25 protein-coding genes are annotated in these 23,921 nt (G+C 43.4%); 5 read left to right on the top strand and 20 right to left on the bottom strand.

Annotated elements, in window-relative coordinates:
• Position 1: 1 nt before the first annotated feature.
• The 3 genes from ERJ70_RS06855 to ERJ70_RS06845 form a co-directional block, all read right to left on the bottom strand.
• Positions 2–805 carry an AAC(3) family N-acetyltransferase gene (locus ERJ70_RS06855; protein WP_209368135.1) on the bottom strand — a complete coding sequence of 268 codons (804 nt, stop codon included), beginning with the start codon at positions 803–805 and terminating at the stop codon, positions 2–4.
• A 29-nt stretch (positions 806–834) separates the two neighbouring features.
• Complete coding sequence (locus tag ERJ70_RS06850) at positions 835–996, bottom strand: hypothetical protein (protein WP_209368133.1); 162 nt, start codon at positions 994–996, stop codon at positions 835–837.
• A gap of 271 nt (positions 997–1,267) precedes the next feature.
• Positions 1,268–2,824 carry a BCCT family transporter gene (locus tag ERJ70_RS06845; RefSeq protein ID WP_209368131.1) on the bottom strand — a complete coding sequence of 519 codons (1,557 nt, stop codon included), beginning with the start codon at positions 2,822–2,824 and terminating at the stop codon, positions 1,268–1,270.
• A 133-nt stretch (positions 2,825–2,957) separates the two neighbouring features.
• Here ERJ70_RS06845 and ERJ70_RS06840 point away from each other — a divergent pair, with 133 nt between their 5' ends.
• From ERJ70_RS06840 to ERJ70_RS20210, 3 genes are all read left to right on the top strand, one after another.
• Entirely contained in the window at positions 2,958–3,119 is a 162-nt protein-coding gene (locus tag ERJ70_RS06840; protein WP_209368129.1) for a hypothetical protein, read from the top strand.
• 132 nt (positions 3,120–3,251) lie between these two features.
• Positions 3,252–3,428: a hypothetical protein gene (locus ERJ70_RS06835; protein WP_209368127.1), complete on the top strand. Its 177-nt coding sequence runs from the start codon at positions 3,252–3,254 to the stop codon at positions 3,426–3,428.
• 111 nt (positions 3,429–3,539) lie between these two features.
• A complete protein-coding gene (locus ERJ70_RS20210) occupies positions 3,540–4,451 on the top strand; it encodes a lipid II flippase family protein (protein WP_209368125.1) in 912 nt (303 codons plus the stop codon).
• A gap of 652 nt (positions 4,452–5,103) precedes the next feature.
• Here ERJ70_RS20210 and ERJ70_RS06825 read toward each other — a convergent pair.
• The 8 genes from ERJ70_RS06825 to ERJ70_RS06790 form a co-directional block, all read right to left on the bottom strand.
• Positions 5,104–6,822, bottom strand: coding sequence for a M56 family metallopeptidase (locus ERJ70_RS06825; RefSeq protein WP_209368123.1), 1,719 nt, complete (start codon positions 6,820–6,822; stop codon positions 5,104–5,106).
• A 10-nt stretch (positions 6,823–6,832) separates the two neighbouring features.
• Positions 6,833–7,897, bottom strand: a complete 1,065-nt coding sequence (locus ERJ70_RS06820; protein ID WP_209368121.1) for a LolA family protein — start codon at positions 7,895–7,897, stop codon at positions 6,833–6,835.
• Positions 7,898–9,358, bottom strand: coding sequence for a HAMP domain-containing sensor histidine kinase (locus ERJ70_RS06815; protein WP_209368119.1), 1,461 nt, complete (start codon positions 9,356–9,358; stop codon positions 7,898–7,900). It lies immediately after the preceding gene.
• Positions 9,355–10,065, bottom strand: a complete 711-nt coding sequence (locus ERJ70_RS06810; protein WP_209368117.1) for a response regulator transcription factor — start codon at positions 10,063–10,065, stop codon at positions 9,355–9,357. The genes ERJ70_RS06815 and ERJ70_RS06810 overlap by 4 nt, the downstream gene beginning before the upstream one ends.
• 535 nt (positions 10,066–10,600) lie before the next feature.
• Positions 10,601–10,969 (bottom strand): MazG nucleotide pyrophosphohydrolase domain-containing protein, encoded by a 369-nt coding sequence (locus tag ERJ70_RS06805; RefSeq protein WP_209368116.1) that lies wholly within the window; start codon positions 10,967–10,969, stop codon positions 10,601–10,603.
• A gap of 179 nt (positions 10,970–11,148) precedes the next feature.
• Entirely contained in the window at positions 11,149–12,564 is a 1,416-nt protein-coding gene (locus ERJ70_RS06800; protein WP_209368114.1) for a hypothetical protein, read from the bottom strand.
• Positions 12,565–12,637: 73 nt separating this feature from the next.
• Positions 12,638–12,940 (bottom strand): hypothetical protein, encoded by a 303-nt coding sequence (locus ERJ70_RS06795; protein WP_209368112.1) that lies wholly within the window; start codon positions 12,938–12,940, stop codon positions 12,638–12,640.
• 447 nt (positions 12,941–13,387) lie between these two features.
• On the bottom strand, positions 13,388–13,807 hold the full coding sequence (locus tag ERJ70_RS06790) for a DinB family protein (RefSeq protein WP_374099768.1): 420 nt from the start codon (positions 13,805–13,807) through the stop codon (positions 13,388–13,390).
• Positions 13,808–14,054: 247 nt separating this feature from the next.
• Between ERJ70_RS06790 and ERJ70_RS06785 the strand changes: the two genes are divergently transcribed.
• Positions 14,055–14,585: a DinB family protein gene (locus tag ERJ70_RS06785; RefSeq protein WP_209368111.1), complete on the top strand. Its 531-nt coding sequence runs from the start codon at positions 14,055–14,057 to the stop codon at positions 14,583–14,585.
• Between the two features lie 120 nt (positions 14,586–14,705).
• Here the strand turns inward: ERJ70_RS06785 and ERJ70_RS06780 are convergent, their stop codons facing one another.
• Positions 14,706–15,710 carry an HAAS signaling domain-containing protein gene (locus tag ERJ70_RS06780; RefSeq protein ID WP_209368110.1) on the bottom strand — a complete coding sequence of 335 codons (1,005 nt, stop codon included), beginning with the start codon at positions 15,708–15,710 and terminating at the stop codon, positions 14,706–14,708.
• Positions 15,703–16,044, bottom strand: coding sequence for a PadR family transcriptional regulator (locus tag ERJ70_RS06775; protein ID WP_209368109.1), 342 nt, complete (start codon positions 16,042–16,044; stop codon positions 15,703–15,705). Before ERJ70_RS06775 ends, ERJ70_RS06780 begins: the two co-directional genes overlap by 8 nt.
• A 144-nt stretch (positions 16,045–16,188) precedes the next feature.
• On the opposite strand from ERJ70_RS06775, the gene ERJ70_RS06770 reads away from it, so the two are divergent.
• Positions 16,189–16,779 (top strand): VanZ family protein, encoded by a 591-nt coding sequence (locus ERJ70_RS06770; protein WP_245208141.1) that lies wholly within the window; start codon positions 16,189–16,191, stop codon positions 16,777–16,779.
• A 317-nt stretch (positions 16,780–17,096) separates the two neighbouring features.
• Here ERJ70_RS06770 and ERJ70_RS06765 read toward each other — a convergent pair whose 3' ends face one another.
• From ERJ70_RS06765 to ERJ70_RS06735, 7 genes are all read right to left on the bottom strand, one after another.
• Entirely contained in the window at positions 17,097–17,540 is a 444-nt protein-coding gene (locus tag ERJ70_RS06765) for a GNAT family N-acetyltransferase (RefSeq protein ID WP_245208140.1), read from the bottom strand.
• Between the two features lie 40 nt (positions 17,541–17,580).
• On the bottom strand, positions 17,581–18,576 hold the full coding sequence (locus tag ERJ70_RS06760) for a hydroxyacid dehydrogenase (protein WP_209368108.1): 996 nt from the start codon (positions 18,574–18,576) through the stop codon (positions 17,581–17,583).
• 18 nt (positions 18,577–18,594) lie between these two features.
• Positions 18,595–19,740: a DUF2264 domain-containing protein gene (locus tag ERJ70_RS06755; RefSeq protein WP_209369180.1), complete on the bottom strand. Its 1,146-nt coding sequence runs from the start codon at positions 19,738–19,740 to the stop codon at positions 18,595–18,597.
• Between the two features lie 39 nt (positions 19,741–19,779).
• Positions 19,780–20,388 carry a YesL family protein gene (locus ERJ70_RS06750; RefSeq protein WP_209368107.1) on the bottom strand — a complete coding sequence of 203 codons (609 nt, stop codon included), beginning with the start codon at positions 20,386–20,388 and terminating at the stop codon, positions 19,780–19,782.
• Positions 20,389–20,464: 76 nt separating this feature from the next.
• Positions 20,465–21,823, bottom strand: coding sequence for an extracellular solute-binding protein (locus ERJ70_RS06745; protein WP_209368106.1), 1,359 nt, complete (start codon positions 21,821–21,823; stop codon positions 20,465–20,467).
• A gap of 58 nt (positions 21,824–21,881) precedes the next feature.
• Positions 21,882–22,700: a carbohydrate ABC transporter permease gene (locus tag ERJ70_RS06740; protein ID WP_209369178.1), complete on the bottom strand. Its 819-nt coding sequence runs from the start codon at positions 22,698–22,700 to the stop codon at positions 21,882–21,884.
• Between the two features lie 55 nt (positions 22,701–22,755).
• A complete protein-coding gene (locus tag ERJ70_RS06735; protein ID WP_209368105.1) occupies positions 22,756–23,697 on the bottom strand; it encodes a carbohydrate ABC transporter permease in 942 nt (313 codons plus the stop codon).
• Positions 23,698–23,921 lie beyond the last annotated feature (224 nt).

Genomic DNA, 23,921 nt, shown 5'->3' with positions numbered 1-23,921 from the left:
TCTAATGCTTGTGTTTCAACCACTCACGGGCGTAATCGACCAATGGGCGCTGTCTGATGAGTTTCGCTTCAGCAGCTCCGACTTTAGCAGCAGCTACCGTATGAGCTTGTTCATATTCCCTGCCCAACTCAGCAAACAACTCGGAGTCATAATCGATTTCTTCATAGGTCCTCCAGACTCGTTTCTCTTTTTCCAGCAGGGCAGTCCCTTTTTCCAGTTTCTTTTTGTGCGGAACGGCATGTTCTGCCAGATGCAAGGAAGTATTGCTGTCATGACCGACGCCAAGCAGCAGGCTAAATCCATCCAACTGATAGATTTTTGCCAATGGTGAGTCCTCGCCAAATCCTGCAGTCAATGGCTGTTCATGGATGATCTCTCCCGCATGCTTTCCCCAGGCAGTAAATGAATAAGTTGGATGATTGCTCCTTTTGACCCCCGGAAAGCCGCGAAACGTTTCTGCAATACTCCCCATCCCTCGCGTCGGTGTGACATCAGGATCGAACGCCGGCATTTCTGCACGGATAGTCTCCCACCATTCTTCTGGTACCGGCGGCATCTCCCAGTTGCTTGGATCAGAGTTTTCCGCAGTCTGAGCCGGCATGACAATCGTCCCTTCTTCTCCGACTGTATCCATCAAAGCTTGAATGACCGCAGTTGACCCACCACATACCCAGCCGAGAGAACTTAGCGAGGAATGGACAATCACCACCATCCCTTCCTTCAAACCAAGTTCTTTAAACTGGTGATGCAGACTTGTCCGCGTATTTGGCCTGTCCACTTTTTTCACTGCTGATGCTTCACTCATCAAACGTTTCCCCCTCTTATTTCTCTCTTTTACAAACGAGTGATTTCTTTTTCCTCTTCAAGCTCTTTTTTGGCCCGCTGCTTCCATGCTTCCAATTTTGATGATTTCTTGAGGGTCAGAACAGACAACAACAACAGGAAATAGTATTTTCCGTACATCATGTTGTTGTCTTGATGGATAATTCTCTCCATTGCGCCCAATCCTTTCCGTAATGTAAATGCCTCTTCCCCAATCTTACCGCGTTTTTTATTAGGAATAAAGAAGCAATAAGATCTGGGACATAACAGAACTTCTGCAAAACCGGACGATAACAGGAGAGCAAACATGAAAAGGAACAGTTGATGCACTTGATTGATAGCACAACGGAGGAATGTAAGAGGGATCTGATCGTTCAGCTTCTTCTGACCGCTCTGCTTTAGCACCCGTTTCTTTTCTGTCTCGCTGCATAACGGCAGTTAATCTTTACTGCTTCTCCCGCCTTTCCGCTTCCTTACTGATACGGCGAAAACGTTTGACATCCGCCTTACGCACGGGAAGTGGTTCCTTGCTGAGCAGCTTGATAATCGCAACAATAAGTAATAGCAAGATGATTGTAAACGGCAATGCAGCTATCAGTGAAGCCGTCTGCAAGGCTTCCAATCCGCCGGAAAACAACAAGACAGCAGCGATTGCTGCCATTAAAAATCCCCAAACAAACTTGGCGAATTTAGGAGGATGCAGGCTTCCGTATGCCGTCATACTTCCCAGAATATAGGTGGCAGAATCGGCGGAGGTAATGAGAAAAGTAAAAATCAACAAGATAGACAAAATCGACATCAACAGGCTGAGTGGCAAGTGATCGAATAACTGAAACAGTGCAGTCGCGACATCCTCATTGACTGCTTCTGCTATATCGGTTCCCTGGTTTAGATCCAGCCATAATGCTGTGCCGCCAAAAGCCGCGATCCACAAGCAGGCAATCAGTGGCGGAATCACCATCACGCCCAAAATGAATTGGCGAATAGTCCGGCCTCGGGAGACTCTGGCTACGAACGCACCCACGAATGGCGACCAGGCAATTGCCCACGCCCAGTAAAAAATCGTCCATTCCCTGACCCAAGTCCCCTCTTTGTAGGGCTGCATCCGAAAACTGTAGGATACAAAATTGGCGAAATAATCACCAATTCCCAGGGTGAAGGTTTCAAGGATAAACACCGTGGGGCCAACAATAAACACGAATAACAGCAGACCTAACGCCAGCCCGAGATTGAGGTTGCTTAAATACCGTATTCCTTTATCAAGCCCCGTAGCAGATGAAAACATATAGGCTACCAGCAGTACGGCCATAATGATTACCTGGATCGTACCGGAGTTCTCCATGCCCATAACGGAGTGCAGTCCCCCGTTCATCTGTAGAACCCCCAGCCCGAGCGAAGTGGCAATACCCATTACCGTTGCAATGACCGCAAGTGCATCAATTGTATTTGTCACAAGCGGATTGTTGCCGGTTACCGGCTGTAACGCAGTCGAAATCAAACCGTTTTCCTGCTTACGGAATTGAAAAAAAGCGATAACCAATCCAACAATCGCAAAAACAGACCACTGACTCACACCCCAGTGGAAGAACGCGTATCCCATTGCCACTCTCGCCGCTTCATCCGTTTCCCCTTCCATTCCGATAAAAGGTGTAGTGAAAAAATGACTCATCGGTTCAGCAACGCCCCAAAACACGAGTCCTACCCCGAATCCTGCCGAGAATAGCATTCCTACCCATGTAAAGAACGGGAATTCAGGTTTTTCCCCATCCTTACCTAAACGGATAGCACCAAATTTGCTGACTGCCAACCCAACTAAAAAGACGATCAAAATAAATACGCCAAATAAATACAACCAGCCAAAATTAATCGCAGTAAAATCGAACAGTCGATTTGCAACAGCTCCAAATCCTTTTGGCAACAGAGCGCCTAAAATGACCAAAGCAAATATGATGACAGCAGATACGGAAAACACAGGATTCCGCCAAATATTCTTTTTCTTCACTGAGAAAACCCTCCCTGACCAGTTGAATGTTAAGCTTTATTATTCTTTCCTATTTCTCTTTACTTATGAGAATCGGAACAGGAGAGTAAGAACTAATCGATCAGGAAAAACTAGCGGTACAGGAGGTATCCAAATGGAAAAACGATATGACGAATACCGAACTGGACAAGGGGTTCCAGTAGGCGGGCAGTACCAATGCCAGTCCGGCGAAAAAGTGACCTTCAAGGAAGGCGAGTCGTTTCCGATGTGCCCGGTTACTGGTGAAGAAACCACTTGGACACATGAAGACAGGTAAACGATCTAAAAAACAGAGTCCCATTTACGTTAAAAATGGACACTCTGTTTTTTTGTGCTCAATTGCAACGCTCATCACTAGGAAATTTATGTTAAAATAGGATCAAATGTTTTTATTAGGAGGCTGAAATTTTTGAAATGGTACTCGCTATATATCGGCATCTTGTTAGGATTTACGATCGCCTTCCTAATTGGAGGCATTTGGAAGAATGATTTTGATTGGGGCTGGTGGATTAGCATGATGATTGGCGGTACAATCGGCTGTTTGATAGTAGATTTGTTAACAAAGCGTTGGAGTAAAAATAAATGACTTGTTACCGCTTCCTAAAATAAGTAGATAGAAAAGAGCTAAAATAGTTATCAGGAGCGAGAGTCATGCTGCTCGCATCTGCTTTGTCCCTGTTCAACCTGATGGTAGGTCATGGTGTACCGTCTGGCAAACATGATGCTGCAGCCGTTTACTGGAAGTCTGATTGATAATGCCCCAAAAACCGATCCATTTTCAGGTTTGATTAATGGTTTAGCTACAATTCTGCTTATCATCTTTATCGATCCGAAAATTTCGATCATCGCAGATGATGTCATCAATAAAAAAGACAATTATTTAAACCTTAAAGGCGTATCGTTAATAATGATTTTCTCCCGGCTGCTCGGTACCATCTTAGCACAATTCCTGTTCATCCCAGGTGAAGAATATATTGCTTGTTTACTCAATTTTTTTTTAAATCTTTTAATCTTTAAAATAGGAATAGGGGCCATTTTATTGGGACAATTACTTTTGATTAAACACGCAAAGCCGATCATTTCCTCTTCCATTCCATCTTCCAAGTGGGTGCTTTCGGATGAGGGCAACGATCAGACAGCAAAATTAGCTCCCTTATTAGATAAGTATAACTTCCACACGATTTTTTCAAGCGAGGAACCAAAGGCAATTCATACTGCGAAGATTATCGGTACAGAGTTGAATCGGCAACACGAATTTAAAAAAGATTTGCACGAACACGAGCGCGACACAAATCGGAAAATCTATCCAGAAAATGAGTGGCAGTCATTAATCAAGTCTTTTTTCGACCGTCCAAACGATTTAGTTTTCGGAGCGGAAACAGCTAATGAATCACTTAAACGTTTCGATACTGCTGTTAAATCGCTGGTTCACGTTCAATCCTGTCAGGAAGACACAATAATCGTTGCCCATGGAACGGTCATCTCTTTATTCGTTGCAAAATATAATCACGTAAACGCGTTTACACTTTGGCAAAAGCTCGGTATGCCTTCTTATGTAGAACTCGACTTAAAAAACTTTCAGCTGCAAAATGTTGTGAATATGGAATAAATGATTTTGAGAAAACAGATTGATGGTTTCGATATACATACAAACTACGATGGAGTTAAACAGAATCAGTATTGTTTTGTGAGAAGCTTCATTAAATTTACTTCAAGTAACCTTTTAGGAGAAACTTATGAATCAGATTGTTCAGCTATTACTTGGTGTAGGGATCGTCTTTTTTGTATTGGTGACCTTCCTTGTTTTTACAAGCTTTAAAAACAAAAAGTGATTAAGAAATAAGATGCGGACTTACTATGAATCAAATTCATTGAATAATAGAAAATGCTACTAAAAGAAGGGAAGGATTATAATTAAAATAGAAAAATTCATGTATGGCTTCGGCCTATTCTCGTTTATCACTATTCTGCTCCATTTTTGGGGGTATTCCCGGGAATACACAAAGGGTGAACTTGTATCAGGTGTCGTCTTTTTTATAATTGCTGGTATTGTTTATTTTCTGTTTGTCTTTTTCTTTTTTAAGGGAGGGGCCGGTAAAAAAACTGTTTTTTGGGGATTAATCGGTGTCATCTTCCTCCTACTTTACTTATTATTTAATGGGGATTTTGAAAAAGAACACGCCCTGATTCATTTGGCTGGTGGCACTATTCTCTCGACTTAACGAAGCAAAAGCTTGAAAGGGACTTCAAGCTTTTGCTTTCTATATTTTCCGGTAAACAGATTCTTTCCACCTGGATACAAACCAATATTTACCGACCGCTAATCCCCATCTCTGCTGGTGTGACCGCAAAGCCTTAATGCGCCAATACATCGGTGGATGGGGCATCAGTTGGAATTCCACAGCTCGCTGCCACCATGGCGATCGGTCAAGCGATGATTCCTTCAGCATCTCACTCTGTTTTGTTTCACTATAATCAACAATCTTCAACGCTGCTTCGTCCTGTTTGACAGCGATCGCCGTCAAACTCTCTGCCATCTGACCCGATCCTCCAGCTAAATAGGAGGATCCCAAAAAATCCGCTCGAACTTCGCACCACTGTGAGATTAAGGATTGAAATACTGGATATAACATAAACATCAGCCAAAAAACGAAAAATAATGGCGTCTTGACAGCTTCAATGTCTGAAATATTTTCCGCGATTCCGAACACGATTCCTACATATCCAAGCAACAGGACTGCGTTGGCTATCTGTTTCCACATCACGTCCCTCTTTTTAACGTGTACTGCTTCATGAGCCAGGATACCCTCCAAAACATCAGCTGGAAGCTTTAACGTGGCTGAGGTCAGCGTAATCAATGAATGACCAATGTTCATTCCAAACGCCAGCCCGTTATATTCCTCAGAATCTGTTACATAGACTTTTACGTTTGGGATCCCTGCCCGTGAAAATACCCTGCGAGCAGCATTAGTGACGGTTGGGTCGTTTGTTTCTTTGGCATCCATCGCTGTCTTCAACACCCGGTCGGATATATATAAATTAAACAACCAATAACAGCTAGCAAAGAAAATCATCATCATTGGTGGTGTGTGAAAAAAATACAGCAGCAAAACCAGCCCAGTATATGCTGATATACCCTTTACCGTCACAGCAAAGTAAAGCTTTCCAAATAATCTTTTTATGTTTTTACGATGATAAAAAGGCAGTACGGTCACTTTTTCATTTTTTTCGGTCACATCAGATGTGAAGAGTGTCATCCTTTTCCGCCAATATTCAGTTTGGTGAACGGTCATATAAACACTTTCTCCAGGAAACTGAATACGTAACACCTTTTGCATAGATGTTGTAAGGTCAACCCTGCTAGTGAACAAGGTAAAATAAGGATGAAGCTTAAGTATGTCTACTGCAGACTCTACACCTATCAACTCTACATCATGCAATGGATACTTACGTGCATGGAACCAGGAAATAATGTAGAGCACTTGCTCTTTTTCCGCATAATAAATACGTATATTTTTCCAGTCAGCAAATCTTTTAATAAGAATCGTAAGCGACGGAAACATGCCGAAAACAATGAAGAAATGAAACGGACTTTCTTTTGGTCCATATAAAAGGAACAGTATAGCTCCAGCATATACGAATAGGGCAAAACCTATATCAAGTGCAATCCGGTTAATACTGCGCCCGGCCTTAATCTGTTCCACACTTGCTGTGTCCAACTCGCGCTTTAAATCTCTATATTTTGCTAATCCTCCAGTTAACGTGAAACCAGAAGACCATCCACTCGTGAGAAACGAAAAATAGAGGAATCCGTCCAATGAAGGATTAAGAAAAAATATCGAACCTGTCACCAGCAGAGCCGCAACCACTTCGATTACTATACCCCTCTTTTTACTTATTTGTCCGGCCAGAAGACCGATTAAATGAATCATCAGTCCGAGTAGAGCACAGACTAAAATTTCATAAAAACTTGGCAGCATACAATGTCACCTACATTTCTGAACTCATTTTCATCGTTTCGGTTACGTGCAAAGCATCTTCTGTTGTCAGATCAGGATGGTCAATCATTAGGGAATAGCGAAGTCCTTGTTCATCCCAGCTGATATTTCTGATTTCATCCATTTCTTCGGCATCATGACCGCGTACTTTCAAACTGCCGTCGCCCAGTGCCATTCCCTCCCCTTCCGGAGTTGGAAAAATCGAGATAGAAAAAGATGGGACATCATCCTGAATATAATATAATGTTACCTCTGTACGGTTGATTTCACCGCCGAGCTTATCCATTTCTATCCGGTCCAATTCATGCTTCTCATCATCAATGATGAGAAAATCTGTACCCAATGCCTGTTCCGCTTCCTCTACAGAAGACAGTACAGCCATCTCATCATCGATATCCTTCACCTCTACATTATCAGACAAATTCAATAAAAACGTATCATTCGGAAATTCCGGATTCACATCCAGCTTCGTGTATTCCATCGTTGTCTCTACATCGCCTGCTTTTTGTTTCATTTTGACGATGAACCAGTTATCCTGTTCCACCCATAAGTCCATATCCCCTAATAACCCGTCTTCTTTACTCGTTAGTTTTAGATGGTAAGTGTTCCTATCCAAAATAGTTTCTTCACCAATAATCTCCGTATCATGTGAATCCTTGACCCAATCGAGCATACTCATTAGCTGCTCCTTCTGTGTCAAGGAAGCAGGCAATTCGCCAGCGGATAAGTCAATCCGCTGAGCTGTTTTACTTCCTTCTTCATAAATCGTCATGGACTCTCCATCCATAAGTGCTATCGATCTTTTGTTCGCAGAAGGCTCTTCGGTAATGACTTTTTTTTGCCCATTACTACCTGCATATTCTTTAAAGGCTGTCTTCTCCACTGTCTCACCATCTTGAATCGACAAACTGCCCTCTCCGTAATAAACAAGCGGTTCTTCGCTTTCAGCAAGCACCTTCGTGAAAATTTCCTCCGAGGACACACTTCCCCCTCCTTTACATCCTGTCACGACGAGTAACATCAATAATCCGAGACTCAACCAACCTATATGTTTCATCTATATTTCTCCTTCCCTCAACCAGCATGCAATTAATGTTCCAAAGCCTTGTTCAGACCATAAACCGATTTTTCCACCGTGTTGTTCCATTACTTTCTTAGCTATACTGAGCCCAAGCCCTGAACTGCCGCTCGCTCTGGCATTTTCAACCTGTACAAAGGGTAAAAAAATTCGTTCTTGGAGATCCTTTGGTATTGCTTTGCCTTGGTTTTGAATCAAAAGCAAGGTTCCTCCAGTCCGAAAAGTATCCAATTCCCTTCGAAATGGTTGAAATACCCACTGCGGTATCCTACAGTCACTGGACACAGTCGCCAACCACAGGCTTTTCCCTGGGGGTGTGTGACGAATACTGTTAGCCATCAAGTTATCCACTACCCGCATAATCTGCCCTGGATTTAAATAGTAAGTATCTGCTACACATGCTTCCACATGGAGTTGGATTTCCTTCTGGGAGCAGGGTTCTTCATAACCGTTCAGCAGCATGTCAAAAAATTCATCTCCATCTACTTCTACCTGTTCCGACTCTTTCACATCAGATTGCAGAGCAGTGAACAAGGATAAGTCATGAAGCAGCTGCTTCATATACGCTAGTTTATTGAATAAAATGCCTGCATACTCCTGTCTTTCTTGAACGGAAAGCGGGCGTCCTCCCCATAAACTCTCCGAGTATGCTTGTATAACGGTCAAGGGTGTTTTTAAATCATGAGACAGAGCAGCAACTATATATTGTTTTTCTTGCTGTTGCTTAAGAAGTTCCTGTCTTGTTTTTTCGATTTGACTTTTCATCCGATAAAAATGTGCAATCAAATCACCGATCTCATCCTGAGAATGTTTCATATTTTCGGATATTGGTTCCCCTTTGGCAAATGCCGTCATTTTCTCACGCAACTGCCCAAGCGGCCGGTTTAACTTGCGATGAAGAAGCCAGATAACCGTTCCATAAATGAGTGCACTAAACAGGATCAAGGTGCCACCCACTAGTATAGTTCGGTTATTCACCCCTTCTATCCATACATCTCTGGAAAGGGTGACTTCGTAAATGCCTGCCAGCTCCCTATCATGAAAGACTGTTTGTTTCAAAGCGTATGTACGGGGGTTTTTCGTCAAGTCGTTCAAACCGCTGTAAAGTTGGGACGTGTCTACCTGTAAAAACCTGCCTGCATAGGCATCATCCCATGAAGAATAGAGAGTGATACCGTCAGGACGGTAAAGGGTTATACGAAGTGAGCCAGTAGCTGCTTTTGCTATTTCCCGATAGTTTTCCTGAGGCTGAATATGATATAGTCTTTCATCCTGCAGAATAGTCTCCAATTCTTCCATTTGCTGTCTAGCTTCTAGGGATTCCTTGATATCTTGGCTACTATCAAAACGACTGATGCTTATGTAGAGTACATAGACGGCTGCCAAAGGCAGGAGTAGAACGACCAAGTAACTTAAAGCAAGCCAGTTTTTTAATTTCATACAACGGACTCCCCAATGAAGCGGTAGCCGACTCCCCAAACAGTTTCAATGTATTTCGCCGACCTCGTTTGATCTTTTAATTTCGTACGCAGACTTTTGATATGGACCGTTACCGTATTGTTTCCTTGCAGCTCTTGCTGTCCCCATATGTGAAGATACAACTCTGCTTTAGAAAAAGTTTTAAAAGGATTTTTCGCAAGTAACAATAATAATTCCTTTTCCTTAATCGATAAAGGTACCAAAATCTTATTCAACTTGACCACCTTATTGGTAAAATCTATTTCCAAACCACCAGGATACATTTGTTTGTCCGCCTGTTCGGCTTTATTCAAAAATCTGCGATACCGCCGAAGGTGAGAATTAACCCGGGCGCTCAACTCACCAAGACTGAATGGCTTGGTTAAATAATCATCCGCTCCTAAATCCAGTCCTTGTATTTTATGCTCCTGTTCTTGCTTCGCACTGACAATAAGAAGTGGAACATCGCTTTCCAAGCGGATTTTTCTACTTAATTGAAAACCATCCATTCCCGGAAGCATCAAATCGACAAGGATTAAATCAAACCAGTCATTTTTAAATTCCTCCCATCCCTCGCTGCCGGTAGAGGCCCATGTTGGAGCGTAGCCGTGTTGCCGTAAATGATCCATCATGACCCTGGCAATCTCTACTTCATCCTCTACAATCAATATTTTTTCTTGGTTCTTCATTGCCTGATCCCTCTTTCACGTTCTATTATAATGGCTCGGAATCGCTTTAGAGAAAATCTTTATAAACGCTTAATAAATCGAAAGTCACCCCCTCCATTATAAGAGATAATCCTGTTGTTTGGATGCCCTATTAAGGACAAAAGCGCAAGCGCCTGTTTAAAGGAGTACAGGCTAAAGCCGCCACGTCCTGTGGCAACGCCTGCATGACCCACATCGTTTGGGCCTCCGACAAGCTTAAGAACAGCCTCGGCGTGGCGTTTTTTGCCATACCGAGGGTGGGCTTAAGACCTCGAGGGGGTAGGCGCTGGAGCTGGACGTGGCTGTTTCAGCCAATAATGATCCACAGACAGTTAAATTTTAATTTCCTATACAATAAAAAAAAGGGACTGACCCTCAGTCACCGATTATGACGTTTTGGGCAGTCCTCCCGAGCACCTATTATCCGATTATCTAAGTGATAGACTACGTTTTGCCCTTTATCAATGCGAATTCTCCGGTTTCCAAAGAGAAATGCCGGGTTGCTTTTCTGTTTTTTCTAAACATCCTTATTCTTTCGGTGTTTTACTTCTTCCATCTTCGAATAAAAACTATCCTCAAGATCAATTTCAAAGTAATTAGCCATTTTGGTTATGTAGGCAATACAATCTGCGAGTTCCTTTCCAACGTCTTCCTTTACAACAGCCTTCGCCTTCTCAAATGCTTGTTGTTTGGCTTCTCCTTCCTGAACCGCCTTATATGTAAGGTTAAAAGCCTTTCGAAATTCTTCCGCCACCTCTGCTACTTCTGTTGTCAACAGCATGTAATTATTCAACAAATCTTCTCTGCTAACTTCATAGCTTTCTTTCCTTATTTCCCAGCCCATTTCTTTCTGGAAGGATTCGGCATCTTGCTGCAGTTTTTTCATCTTATCACTCCTTCTATTTATGTGGATTTTTTTCATAACGCACGTTTAGCACCCTTTATTGTTTGTTATGGTTTTTCGCTGGGCGTGTAAGAACTTTGTGTTCAGGAAAGAGCAACTACCTCCCTCTATTATTTTAGGCGAAGTCCAAGTTCTTTATGGAAAAGCAACCATGTATCCCTTTAATAGACAACATACCACATAAACTGAATGTATAATTGAACCATGAAATAAAAAACAACGGCATACCCCAGGTTGAAGCGGAAACCATTCTTCAGGATGCTCAATCCATTCGTGGCACTCAAAATGATGATAGGCAGGATAACTGGAGACAACAAAACTGAAATTACGCTTCCAGAGGTCATGGACAACACTACCAGTTCCGGCGGATATGGCATATCCACATGCTGGAGGATCCCAGCAACCAGTACGATGACCGTCAAAGGGCCCAAGCCCAAAAAGCCGAGAATAATTGTAGTGAATGGCAGAATGACCAGGAAATTCAAAAATGGAACAATGTCCTCCAAATAAAACAACCCTTCTACCAAGTAATTTCCTATACCTGACTGGTTGACTGCATAGATCAGCATCCCGGCAGCTAGCAAGAGACTAAATTGCTGGGATTTATGTTTCATATCATGCCCAAAATATTGCCTCGCCTGGTTCATAAGTCTTCCTGTTCGTTTTTTAAGGATAAAATAACCACAAGTCCATACAATAATGACCGGCGGAATGACCATTAATAATCCCCACCCCATTGTGATGTGAAGAAGGAAAATAGTCGTGAACAAAGAGACAAACAGGATGGCGAATTCCAGTACATGCTGTTTTGTATGGTTGTCTTGTCCTTTTGATTTTACCAATCTATCAATCTCTGATTTGATTCCTGCTGTATAGTTTATTCCATACTGCTTTTCTTTTCTTGAAGCGAACCAGACAGCCAGACCAATCCCTGCAAGAGAAATCATCAGCCCCTGGGCGATCGTCCAACCCAAAGAAGCGTCCAAATGATCGACAGCAAATGCAAAGCTCGGAATGCTGACAACCCAAAGTGTCGTCAACGCAAAGGAACGCAACAAGGCAGTACCCTTGAAGTATTCCCAAGCTTCCCCCGTTTTGTCGCGAAGGAATGCATGGATAAATTGATACATCATCGGGATACAGCCAAACAGCAGAAAATAGGCAATAAGCTGATTGATCAACATGATTCCAAAATAAAACTTTCTGCTAGTATTCAGAAAATGGTGGGCAGCGTTCATCATACTGTCAATGTAAGGTTCCTCACGCAGGATCCAGCCTATGACCGGAACAATCAGCAATAAAACAATCAGGCTGCGCATCTGAATGATGCCTTCCAGAAGAAAGGAAAGAAAAGAACCGCCTGACGCTAGTTGAATCGACGTTGCCGCTGCCAACAAAAACAATGGAACCGTAAACGAGCGCAGCGGTAAAATCAAAGCAGCAAAAAGGACAGCTGCAATTCCTGCCACAGACAATATCCATTCCCCTGCATGAGAAGGAACCAAAAAGGTAACATAATGCATGACAGCATAGAGAAGGACGGCTGCCGCAAATCCTGAAGCAGCAATTTTTTTCATATTAAAAACTCCTAATCTAGTTGGATCACGATTCTGTTTCTCTATTTTATTATAGCATGATAAGGAACAATCCTTACCTGTTCAAAAGAGCCTGGGACAAAAGCATCGTGCCACCAATAAAATCCGAACGATTCCACCATTCGTTTGGTTTTTTTGATTGGAAAAAAGCAATCCCTTCTCCCCTATGAAAAGTGCAACTTTCCATTCCGGCAAGTACTTCGCTTTCCGCGGGCACGCGTAGCATCTTGCCGTAGCGATTCGAAGCACGCATCAAACAACAGGATAAAAAGAGAATATAAGACAAAAGCGCAAGCGCCTGTTTAAAGGAGTACAGGCTAGAGCCGCCACGTCCTGCAGCAACGCCTGCATGACCCACATCGTTTGGGCCTCCGACAAGCTTAAGAACAGCCTCGGCGTGGCGCTTTTTGCCACACAGAGGGTGGGAATAAGACCTCGAGGGGGTAGGTGCTGGAGCTGGACGTGGCTGGTTCAGCCAATAATGATCCACAGACAGTTAAAATTATCATTTCCTATACAACAACGAAAAACCGAACGAATTTGATTGGCATTTAGAATTCCCTCGGTTTTTTTGCTATGGTGGCCATGCTTTTTTCCCGGCCTCTTGGTATACACGACGATATTCTCACCCTTAGGAACAAGGACTGCTGATAAAAAACGATCAAGGAGCGTTTTCGCATTCTGCTTCGCCATTTTGGCTTGAACAGGATGATTTAGTAATTATTCGATCAATTTCCTCTGAATTCGTATCTGCCCCCGGTGATTAATTTCATCCTCCATTACATGGAACCAGATAAAAAAGTGATTAGACGGCTGACCATCCCATTGTATACCCATAAAGCCATACATCATTTCGCTGCCGGAATTCTGACAAGGTTCTTTGACGAACTTTAGCAAGCTTATCAAGATAAAAATCAAGAGGATTTCCATGAATTTCAGCTCTACCTTGATCCCCGAGACTATAAGCGGCTCCCCATTCGGCCGTTTCCTTATCATTTGGGCTTCTGCCATCAAATATCTCTATTTGAAAGCCGATTTCGACTGCTGCCATATGTAATAACAAGGCGCCAATACTGTTGCTTTTTTCCGTTGGCAAGTAATCCAGCTGTTCTATCGAAAGGCCTCTAACAGCATCGAGGGTCGTCTTTCTTGCATACTCCATCATCGAAACAAGATGCCCGATTTTGGGAGTGTAACCTGTTTTTTCCGTGATTTTATATTCCATGATCGACTCCTTTCGATTAGACTTAATAAAATCTTCCTGGCTTGTATTACACTACTAACACCACCGATGTCCTTTTCCATCCTGCGCCTCCGCCAATTTCTTCCGTATCATCCTTTCCACTACCTCTTTAACAAACTTATCCAATGAGAAAACAGCTTATTACAGAAGGATATACCGGTAATTTGCCGAATGAAACAAAGAACCGGAAGCATAAAATAAGTGACTTGATTTGGAGAGGAGCAGGAAAATGAATTTTCGGTTAAACGAGTCAATCGAAATTCTCGAACGAACACCGCACACCCTAGGAGCCTTTTTGACAGGATTATCAAACGGCTGGCTTCACTGTAATGAAGGCCAAGGAACTTGGAATGCTGATGAAGTAATCGGCCACCTTATCGAAGCGGAAAAAACAAACTGGGTGCCGCGAATCAAAACTATTTTAGACCAGGGAGAAGATACCTCCTTTCCTCCCTTTGATCGGTTTGTCCACTTGAATCAATCGGAAGAAAAAACGGTTGATCAAAAGTTGGAGGAATTTAAAACACTGAGAGGCGAAAACATCTCTCTTATTCAACAGCTTATTGTTTCTGATAAACAGTTTGAATGGATCGGCATCCATCCAGCTTTTGGTGAAGTGAAACTTCGCGAACTGCTTTCAACCTGGGTAGTTCATGACTTTACCCACATTTCGCAAATCGTCCGGGTGATGGCAGAACGCTACCGCACTGATGTAGGACCATGGCAGGAATATTTGGGCGTTCTTAAACGCTCCAAGTAGCCAATGTCCAGAGGGGAAATGTCAGCGAATACTAGATTGCCTTTCTGGCAAGTGGAATCGCTTCTACCAAAAAGACCACTTGCCGAAAAGGCAATTCAAGGCAATTCAAGTCAATACTCTTTACTTCCTCAAAGCTTTATAAAATCCAGTCATCGTGTCTATCAACAGGGTTAGAACAAAAGCAGCAAGAGCCAGGTTGTACGATTGATTCCAGACTGTTTTTATGATCATATATTCTTCCTGCTGTTTACCGATTTCCCAGCTATCGGTGAGCTGTTGGACAAAATCCGGATTTAAGATCGCCTGATCTCTCAGTATAAGCATCGCCAGTAAAAAGATTGCACCATTTATCACTAGATTAGTGACTGCCAGATTCTTGGTCCACTTTCCAGCCATTAATTTTGTGATCTCTTTTACAATACCAATTGCTACCATTAGGTAAATAAGCGGCATTACCTCATCCAGTTTTTCTTCGTTCAAAAAAGGAATTGTTGCTTCCAAGTGATGGTCCTCGAATAAGAGGATTCCGAACAAGTGATTAGAAAACCGCATTACCACCAATAGTAGGATGGAAAAAATAATTCCTGTTAGGACATCGCCGCGTTTTATTCGTTTTTTCTCGTCAGGAACAGGCGGGAGTTCGGACGGGTTCCATTTTCCCCTATTATACACCCCTGGCAATCCAAAAGGTGTCATACCAAAATATTGAGCAGCAGCGAAACCAGCAGTAATCCAGGCAAACGCTTGTGTGGCGGTAACAAAAAGGGAAATAAGAAAGTCGACAAAATGGCTTAGAATACTAAGGGGTGTCAGGATAGTTTCGACTGCAAAAATGATCCCCATGGCTGAGACAGCGATGATGAAAACCAATTTCATTACCGATAAATAGGCTGGAAACAGGTCTGGTCCTACTAAAAAGTGGCTGGTTCCACGGTACTTTTCCGCTAATTCTGATGGGCTCCCTAATTCTATTAATACCCTTTCTATATTCGAATTCTCTACCGGCCGGCCATCGTTCCCTTCGTCCAGCATATCCTCGATCAAGCCTCGTAATTCTTCTGCAATGTCTTGCCGCTGCCCCTGCGGAAGACGTTGTGTGACCGCATATATATAGCGCTCAACCATTTTCTCTGAATAATCCTTCCATATTGCCGACAATGCTTTTCCACTCGTTTTTCAACTGGGCAAAGACTTCTTTTCCCTTCCTGCTTACCAAATAATATTTACGTGGCCGCCCCTCATTGGTGTCCCACTTGCTCTCCAACAACCCTTGTTTTTCCAATCTTCTCAACAACGGATACAACGTTCCTGGTTCTACGGGCATACCTTTTTCACTAAGTATGCTTACAAGCGAATAGCCATATTGTGGTTCATCCAACTGGCTGAGAACCCCTATTGTAATCGTTCCGCGACGCAATTCCTGCAGCAGTTTGTCGACCAATTCATCCACTTCGCTCATACGATCAACTCCTGACTTCATTATAGTGTATGCCACACAATATTGTAAATAGTACATTAATGTAATCAGCTATCTCTTTTATTTTCGAAGTTACTACTACATTCATTCGATGGTAAACTTGATAGGAAAGATGGTGATAATAGAGTGAAAAAAAGGGTTGTTTTCAGTATATTGATGGCGCAAATTCTGTTTGTTTTGATTTTGCCGATTTTGATGCCCCTTACTGAATATCTGCATCCACTAGTGTTAATAGTCGTCTGGATCTGCTACAGTTTTGCTTTCCTTTTTATTAACAGCTTGTTATTCAAGCAGCAGATCAAGATTCCAATGAATTCGTTGAATGTAACCATAATAGGTTATAGTATTTTCTTGCTTATTCTTTTGTTTTTCCGTCCGGGTGGCCAAGTCTACGACCATGTCAATGTTATTCCCTTCAAAACGATTACGTTTTACTTGGATGGGGAGACGCGCCCACTCATTGCTTTTTACAATCTCGCTGCCAATATCGGCCTGTTTATCCCTTTTGGCATTTACTATCGCTGTAAAAGAGAGGAAGCCAAACTTACGAACCTAGCAGGCATCGCTATAGCTTCCATCACCTTCATCGAGTTCTTTCAGCATATCACCCACCGCGGAAGTATGGACATCGATGATGTAATCTTGAATACCACCGGCATCCTACTTGGCTATCTCGTATTCCCGCTGTTCAGAAAAGTTTTTTTCATCCAAAAATAAAAGAGGCCGGGACAAAATCATGGCGACCAAAGCAAAAACCGAGCGAATTCTTAATGCTGATAGAATTCGCTCGGTTTTTTTGTAAGGTTAGACTTCCTTTTATCCTGTTGTTTGATGCATGCTTCAAATCGCTACGGCAAGATCTACGCGTTCCCGCGGAAAGCGTAGTACTTTGCCGGAGTGGAAAGTTGCACTTTTCATAGGGTAGAACGCTTTTCATTTTGGTCACGATGCTTTTGTCCCAGCTCTTTGCTTGCTTTGTTTTTCCGGCTGCTTCATAACTTTTCTATTTAGAAAAAGAAGTTTTTACGTAACTTCTAGCTTAACTCCTTTTCTAAAACGATTTTCAATTCCCCTTTTTTATCAAGGTACGTGTCAGTAATATCAAAGCCTGTCTTAATATTCAATAGCAGCATGGAACGCCAACGATTCATTGTTTTCGTTTGTACCCTGTCATACCCCTTTTCGCGTAAATACACGTGCTGATGTTGCATCAAAGCGGAAGCAATCCCCATGTTTCGGTAATCCGTGCTCACTCCCCCTAACCAGCTGTAAAATTTTTTCTCATCCACCGGGTAGCCTATTTTATAACCGATTACCGTACCAAGATCAAAAGCTAGCGTAAATAGCAGATACTGCCTTTTTTTAATTTTTCCAGCTAGCTTATCTGCATCCCCGAATATGGAGTCATGCAGCAGAAGCACCCCTTCAAGTATTGGTTGTTCTGGTATATTGACTATATTCTCAGAGGTGATATTCACACCTGTACGCCCTCCCAATTCCTCTTATCCATTATTTCGATCAAGCCCGAAAGTGTAGGTTTTCTGGATTCACTTGCCATTTCAACGTTTCTCCAGCCACATACCTCTTCAACTCTTCCAACATATACATTCCCATTCTTCCGCACTCCGCCCCTTCGCTTCCGGCCAAATGCGGCGTAAGCACGACGTTTTCCATTTGATACAATGGTGAACCAACTGCTGGCGGTTCCGGATCAGTGACATCCAGGACCGCGGTAATATCCGTTCGTTCCGTTAATACGCGGACCATTTCTGGTTCCCTTATGATAGCACCCCGCGCAGTATTGATGAAACTGGCATGCTGTTTCATTATTGCAAAATGCTCCCCTGTAATCATCCCTCGCGTGTCATCCAGTAAAGGAGCATGCAAGGAAACAACATCTGATTGCTGAAAAATTTGTTTTAATGAACACAACGTGACGCCAAGTTTTTCAGCTTCCTTTTTGTTCACGAAAGGGTCGTAAGCAAGCACCTCGACATCAAACCGTTTTAACTGCTCGGCAACACCCCGACCGACTGTACTCAGGGAAATCAATCCCACCGTGCTTTGGAAAGATCCTGCTATCGGAAATGGTTTTTCCGGAAACTGTCTCTCCCGCTTGACTTGCCGGACGAACTGCCAGCCGTTTTTCAGGCAGAACAACACCTGTGATAGGGTAAATTCAACGACAGGGATCGCATTCGCACCAATGGCACTGGTGACTTTGACCTTCCGCTTCCAAACCGCATCAGTCACAATCGGTTTAACAGAGCCGGCTGCATAAAAAAAGACCTTTAATTTTTCGGCTGTCTCCAAAAAGGATTCATCCAGCCTTGGTCCACTCCAACCGGAAAAAATCACATCTGCCTGTCTTAACAGTTCTGGATGCAACCTGGCCGTTTCTGCCGCCATCGGAGGGGCTAAAATATCAATGAATTGACTGATTTCCTCCCTGACTGCGGGAGGATAAACATAGTCAAACGGTTCCAAGCGCATGATGAATAGTCCTTTTTCCATCCGGTATCTCCTTTCCGATTAATCTTGAAGCGCACGATCGATTGGAAACGCCTTCCCCGACCACACCTTTTTGGCAGTCCAGTCCTGCGGCGGATCCTGCCAAAACGGTGCATCAGCAGACAAACCAAGCGGTAAAAAGACTGCTGTACATAAATACGTGCTGCCGGTCGATATGTACCCTTCACCTATACTCGGTTGATGGCCGCTAAGACCGATGGTAAGCCAGCCATCCTCGCTAAAGCTGCCTGGCATTTCAAAAATCCGCTTTATGACGGCCGTTAAACCGGTCCGAACCTGAGCTGGCTCGAGAGAATCAGGAAGCTTCTCATGAAGCGAAAGCTGGGCAAGACTATGAAAAACGCCGGTTCGGTAAGCAAGTGACCTTCCTACTGGAGGAAAGGTTCCATCGGCAGCTATCAAACGTTCCTGAATTTCTGCGTATCTTTGTACCCTGCGCAAGACTTTCGGGTATTGGTCCTGCCATTCCTGATATTGCCCCCCGATTGTTTCCACTATATCAAACAACATAGGCTGAATGACAAAGCTATTATAATAGTCATAGTGAAAATACGGGCCATCCTTATACATTCCATCCCCTGCATACCATTGTTCTGTTTGTTTTAAAGCATAATCAATCCGCATAGGATCCCAATCCAGTTCGCCTAGTTGAAATAAAGCAGTCTCAATCATAGCAGAAAACAACAGCCAGTTTGAAAAATAGGGTTTTCGATCCCGAGTAGCTCGTAAAGCCGTCACCACATTTGCCTTAACCCGACTGTCAAGCGATTCCCAAAGCTGCTGTGGTGCCCTGATAATGGCATGGGCCAGAAAAGCTGCATCCACAATTGGTTGAAATCCCTCCGTGAAATTCATATAATCGGGTGACGTTGGATCGGTACCCGCGTCAATCGCCTTCCGTGCTAAAGCACTATATCGCTGACGGATTTTTTCCTCCTCTGAATCCTCTTGTTTCTTCTCCAGCCAAGGGGCCATTCCATTCAATAGCCGAGCTATCGCTTCCAGGGCAGAAAACGCTTCACGATTGGTTTTCGATTTCATTTCCACTGGCATGGCAGCTTTTAATTGGTGGTCCTCTAAAGCAGAAAGTACCGGATCAGCGACCTTTCGCATCATTTTCAACCAATAGTGCCGTTCCTTATTTATTATAGGTTCGATTGCCGTTCCCTCACTCTCCATGTTAAATCAAGAGGCCTTAGCCTCGATATTACTAAACACACGTTGGGCAAAAACGGACAGGATAAAACTGATACTACTGCACCCAAGCACGGGTAAGATTCCGGGTAAGATCGTACTAAACCAGTAAAGCAAAACAACTCCTATGATCGCTAAAACAGTCAGAAAAGGAGACGATACTGCAGTGAACAATGCATTTTTTACAGTATCAAAGCCTGTTCCCTCAAAATGAACCAATACCGGAAAAAGATACAGCCAAACCAGCAAGTATAAAAAGCTAAGCAACAGAAGGAGCAATTGAAACAGCTCGGTAAGCACACCAACCCAGTTCGTAACCAGACGGAAATTAATAAAAAGCAAGCTGCCAAATAACAGGAGAAGGAATCCAAGTTGATTGGCCTTCCAAAACAGCATCCTATACGTTGAAAAAAAGGTATGGAAGACAGGTATTTCCGTCCTGCCGCTAATCCACTTCCGCTGAACGGCAAACATAGCAGCGGTGGCAGGAAAAATTCCTACCAGCAATAATCCGGCCAGACAGAATACCAGCCACAACAAATTGAGATAAGCGAACCGGTTTATCCAAATACAAACCTTAGCTAATAGTCCTGCTTCCACTTCTCATTCCCTCCCGACAAATGCCACTTAGCAGGAAGAAGGATTCTCACCTTACTTCCTGCTAAGATTTTTTTGGTTACCTGTTATCCAGCCACTCCGTACTCTCTTTTTGTGCCTTGGTCAATGCTTCTTCTGCGCTTCTTTCCCCTGTAAGCGCCGCTTCCACTTCAGAAGTAAGGATAAAACGCGGCTGTGCAGACCCCCAAGGATAACGCGGTGTCCACGGTGTACGCATCGCTTCAAACACTGGCTGCATCAATTCGGTATCCTTTACGCTATCCCATTCCATTGCCGACTTGATCGATGGAACCAGCCCCATTTCTTCAAAAATGTACTGTTGGGTAAATTCACTTGTAGCGAACTTGACCCACTCCCAAGCCAAGTCTTTGTTTTCACTGTCCTTGGCAATCGTTATCGGACTCCCGGCAAACAATCCACCGACTCCTTCGTCATTTTTGAACTCTTGGGCTATACCGATCCTATCCTCCAACCCTTGTGCGTAGGCTGGTTTAACCGTATCTCCCGGTCCTTGATTGAGCATGATGGCGATATTGTTTTCTTCTGTCAGCCATTTCTCATTCCCTTGATTGCTCACCAGTCCTTCAGGAGCGAGCTCCTGCATATCAAGCAGCCAATTCAACCCGTTGACCATTTCTGGTGAGTCAAAGTTGAATTCGATCTCATCCCAGGCAAAACCGGAGCCCCATGAACCATTTTGCCCTTCTGCAAGATCAATCAGCGTAAATGCTGATGACCAATCGCCCCTGAACCAAATCCCATAGTTTTGTTCTCCGGTTACCGGGTTTTTTCCAGTCATTTGTTTTGCTTTTTCCGCTACTTCTTCCATCGTTGGATGGTCTGACAAGTATTCTACGCCCCACTCATCAAATAACTGCTTGTCATAAGCTATAAAACGGGCATCTCCGAGAAATGGCAGGCCATATATTTGCAGTTCATCATCATCCGGTCCCAACGCTTTCCAGCCTTCGACCTGATTTTCGATGAAAATGTCTAAATCGAACTCTTCATCTTTGTCAATGTACGGCTGAAGGGGTTCCAGTACTCCCTGGGGAGCAAAATCGACGGTTCCCGGCATTTGATAAACATCCGCATCTCCCGACGTAATCATGGCCTGTGTTTTTTCGGTATATCCTTCCCAAGGCATTAATGTAAATTCAACTGTGGCTCCTGGATGCTGCTTTTCAAATTCCTCTTTCAGCACTTCCACCCCTTTGACAGACTCACCTGTTACCGGATCCGTTTTCGTCTCCATCGCAAAGTCGCCAATTAATTGAACATTGATCTTTTGTCCAGCCCATTCCCCATCAGCCTTTCCCGACCCTGCTCCTGACTTGCTGCAGCCGGCAAGCAGACCTGCCAGCACCAACACTGCAGCCAACAGTACATTCACTTTGGAAAAACATTTTTTCTCCATGCTTTATCCTCCTCGACTTTTTTAGAAACAAAAGGGACGGCCAACACGATGCTGTCACTCACTCGCCTTTAACTCCACTTAAAGCAATGCTCTGGATAATGTATCGCTGCAGGAACAAATACAGGATGATGATTGGCAAAATACTGACGGTTGCCAGTGCCATCGTCAATCCACCGAGACTTGTGCCATTTTCCAGCGAGAAGCTTGCCAGATAAAGAGGGACTGTATGCAGTTCTTGATTATTGAGAACGACGAGCGGCCACATGAAATCGTTCCAGCTCCAGATAAAGGCCAGGATAACCATGGTTGCTGCAATGGGTCCGGCCAGAGGCAAATATACCCGGAAGAAAATTTTGAATTCGCCTGCCCCATCGATTTGCGCTGCTTCCCTTAAGGTATCCGGGAGTTGGTCAAAAAACTGCTTGCAAAGAAAAATCAACATGCCATTGATGACGGTAGGTAAAATCAACGGCCAAAACGTGTTCAGCAAATCGACTGAGTTGAACAATTTGTACAACGGTATCAATCGAGGTTCCATCGGGATCATCAGTGTACACAATACAAGAATAAATAGAAGTTTCTTGCCTTTGAACCTGCCTTTAGAAAAAGCGTAACCGGCAAACAGGGATGCGGATACTCCAAGCAGCACCGAGCTTACTGTTACAATGGCTGAATTGATATAGGACTGGATCAATCGTCCATTTTCAAAAACAATGCCATAATTGAAACCGGAAGGCTCTTCTGGTATCAGACGGGGAGGAAAAGGCATGCTGATATTTGCCGTTCGGTCAAAACCGACACTTACCATCCAAATGAACGGAGCCATCAATAATAGTCCGAAAAACAGTAAAACGATGAATTTGAAGGCGCCAGACATACGTTCAGCTTGCTTATTGGAAAGCGTACGTGTCACTTCACTCACCCCTTTCTTGCTAAATTTTCATATTGGAAAGCTTAAGATTGATAAAGGTGAACACCAGGATAATCATGAACATAATATAGGTGGCTGCCGAGGCTATGCCAAACTCAAATCCAGTAAACCCTCGTTCATAAATAAATGCGCCCATGGTTTGGATGGAACGCGCCGGACTGCCGTTCGGTCCGCCAAGCACATAGACTTCATTAAATCGTTGTAAGGCTCCGATCCAACCGGTTATCAATAAGAAGGCAAATGTTCCTCCCATGTTCGGAACGGTAATAAACAACCACTGCTGTAAACCACTGGCGCCGTCAATCCGGGCCGCTTCATACATTTCCGGTGAAATTGCCTGCAGATTGGCAAGACAAATGATGATGACAAACCCGATCCAATGCCAGACCGCCAATAAAATAACAGCCCACTTCGATGTCGATGGATCCGAAAGCCAGCCGGGTGTCGGAAATCCGACGATATCAAGTAAGTAATTGACAATCCCCATTTCTGGATGGAGTACAAATGCAAAGATCATGGCTGCAGCTACAATGGAAGTGACATTAGGAAGAAAGTAAATGACTTTGAAAAAGTTTTTTCCTCTAGGAGTGGAATTAATCAAAGAAGCAAAGATAAAGCCGAGTGGTATCGTAATGACAATTTGAAAAATACCGATAAAGAATGTATTTCCAACAGCGTTCCAAAAAGGGCCTGATGTCAAAACCGTTTTAAAGTTTTCCAAACCGATAAAGTGTTCGATCGTTCCGTTTGACTGATAAAAGCTTAGCCGCAAAGATTCAAAGATTGGATAGATCATAAACAACAAGATACCTAGGAAACTGGGAATCAGAAAAATATACCAAGTTAACGGAGAGGACGTTTTTTTCGTCGATCTGGCTGGAAGACGTCCGTTTTGAGCCGTACCTGCCGGAAACTGGTTCTCGATTTCCGCCTTGTCTTTCATTCTCGTATTCTCCTTTCCTGAAGATTTCCTTCATAGAATTCAGGGACTCGGAAAACCTGACAGCAGTTCTGTTAGCGCTTACATTAAATCGAAAACTATCTTTCTGTTTGTCCTAGTATATTGCCTGCTATGTTGTTTTATACTAGTTAATAGACCGTCTTTTCAATGGTATTTTATGGAGAAATAAGAAGTAGTAGATAAAATTATTGGCAGGGCTATATAGG

It is taken from the genome of Sediminibacillus dalangtanensis (assembly GCF_017792025.1).
Taxonomy (GTDB): domain Bacteria; phylum Bacillota; class Bacilli; order Bacillales; family Amphibacillaceae; genus Sediminibacillus; species Sediminibacillus dalangtanensis.
Note: the sequence above shows the minus strand (reverse complement) of the source record. Positions and strands in the feature narration are given on the sequence as shown.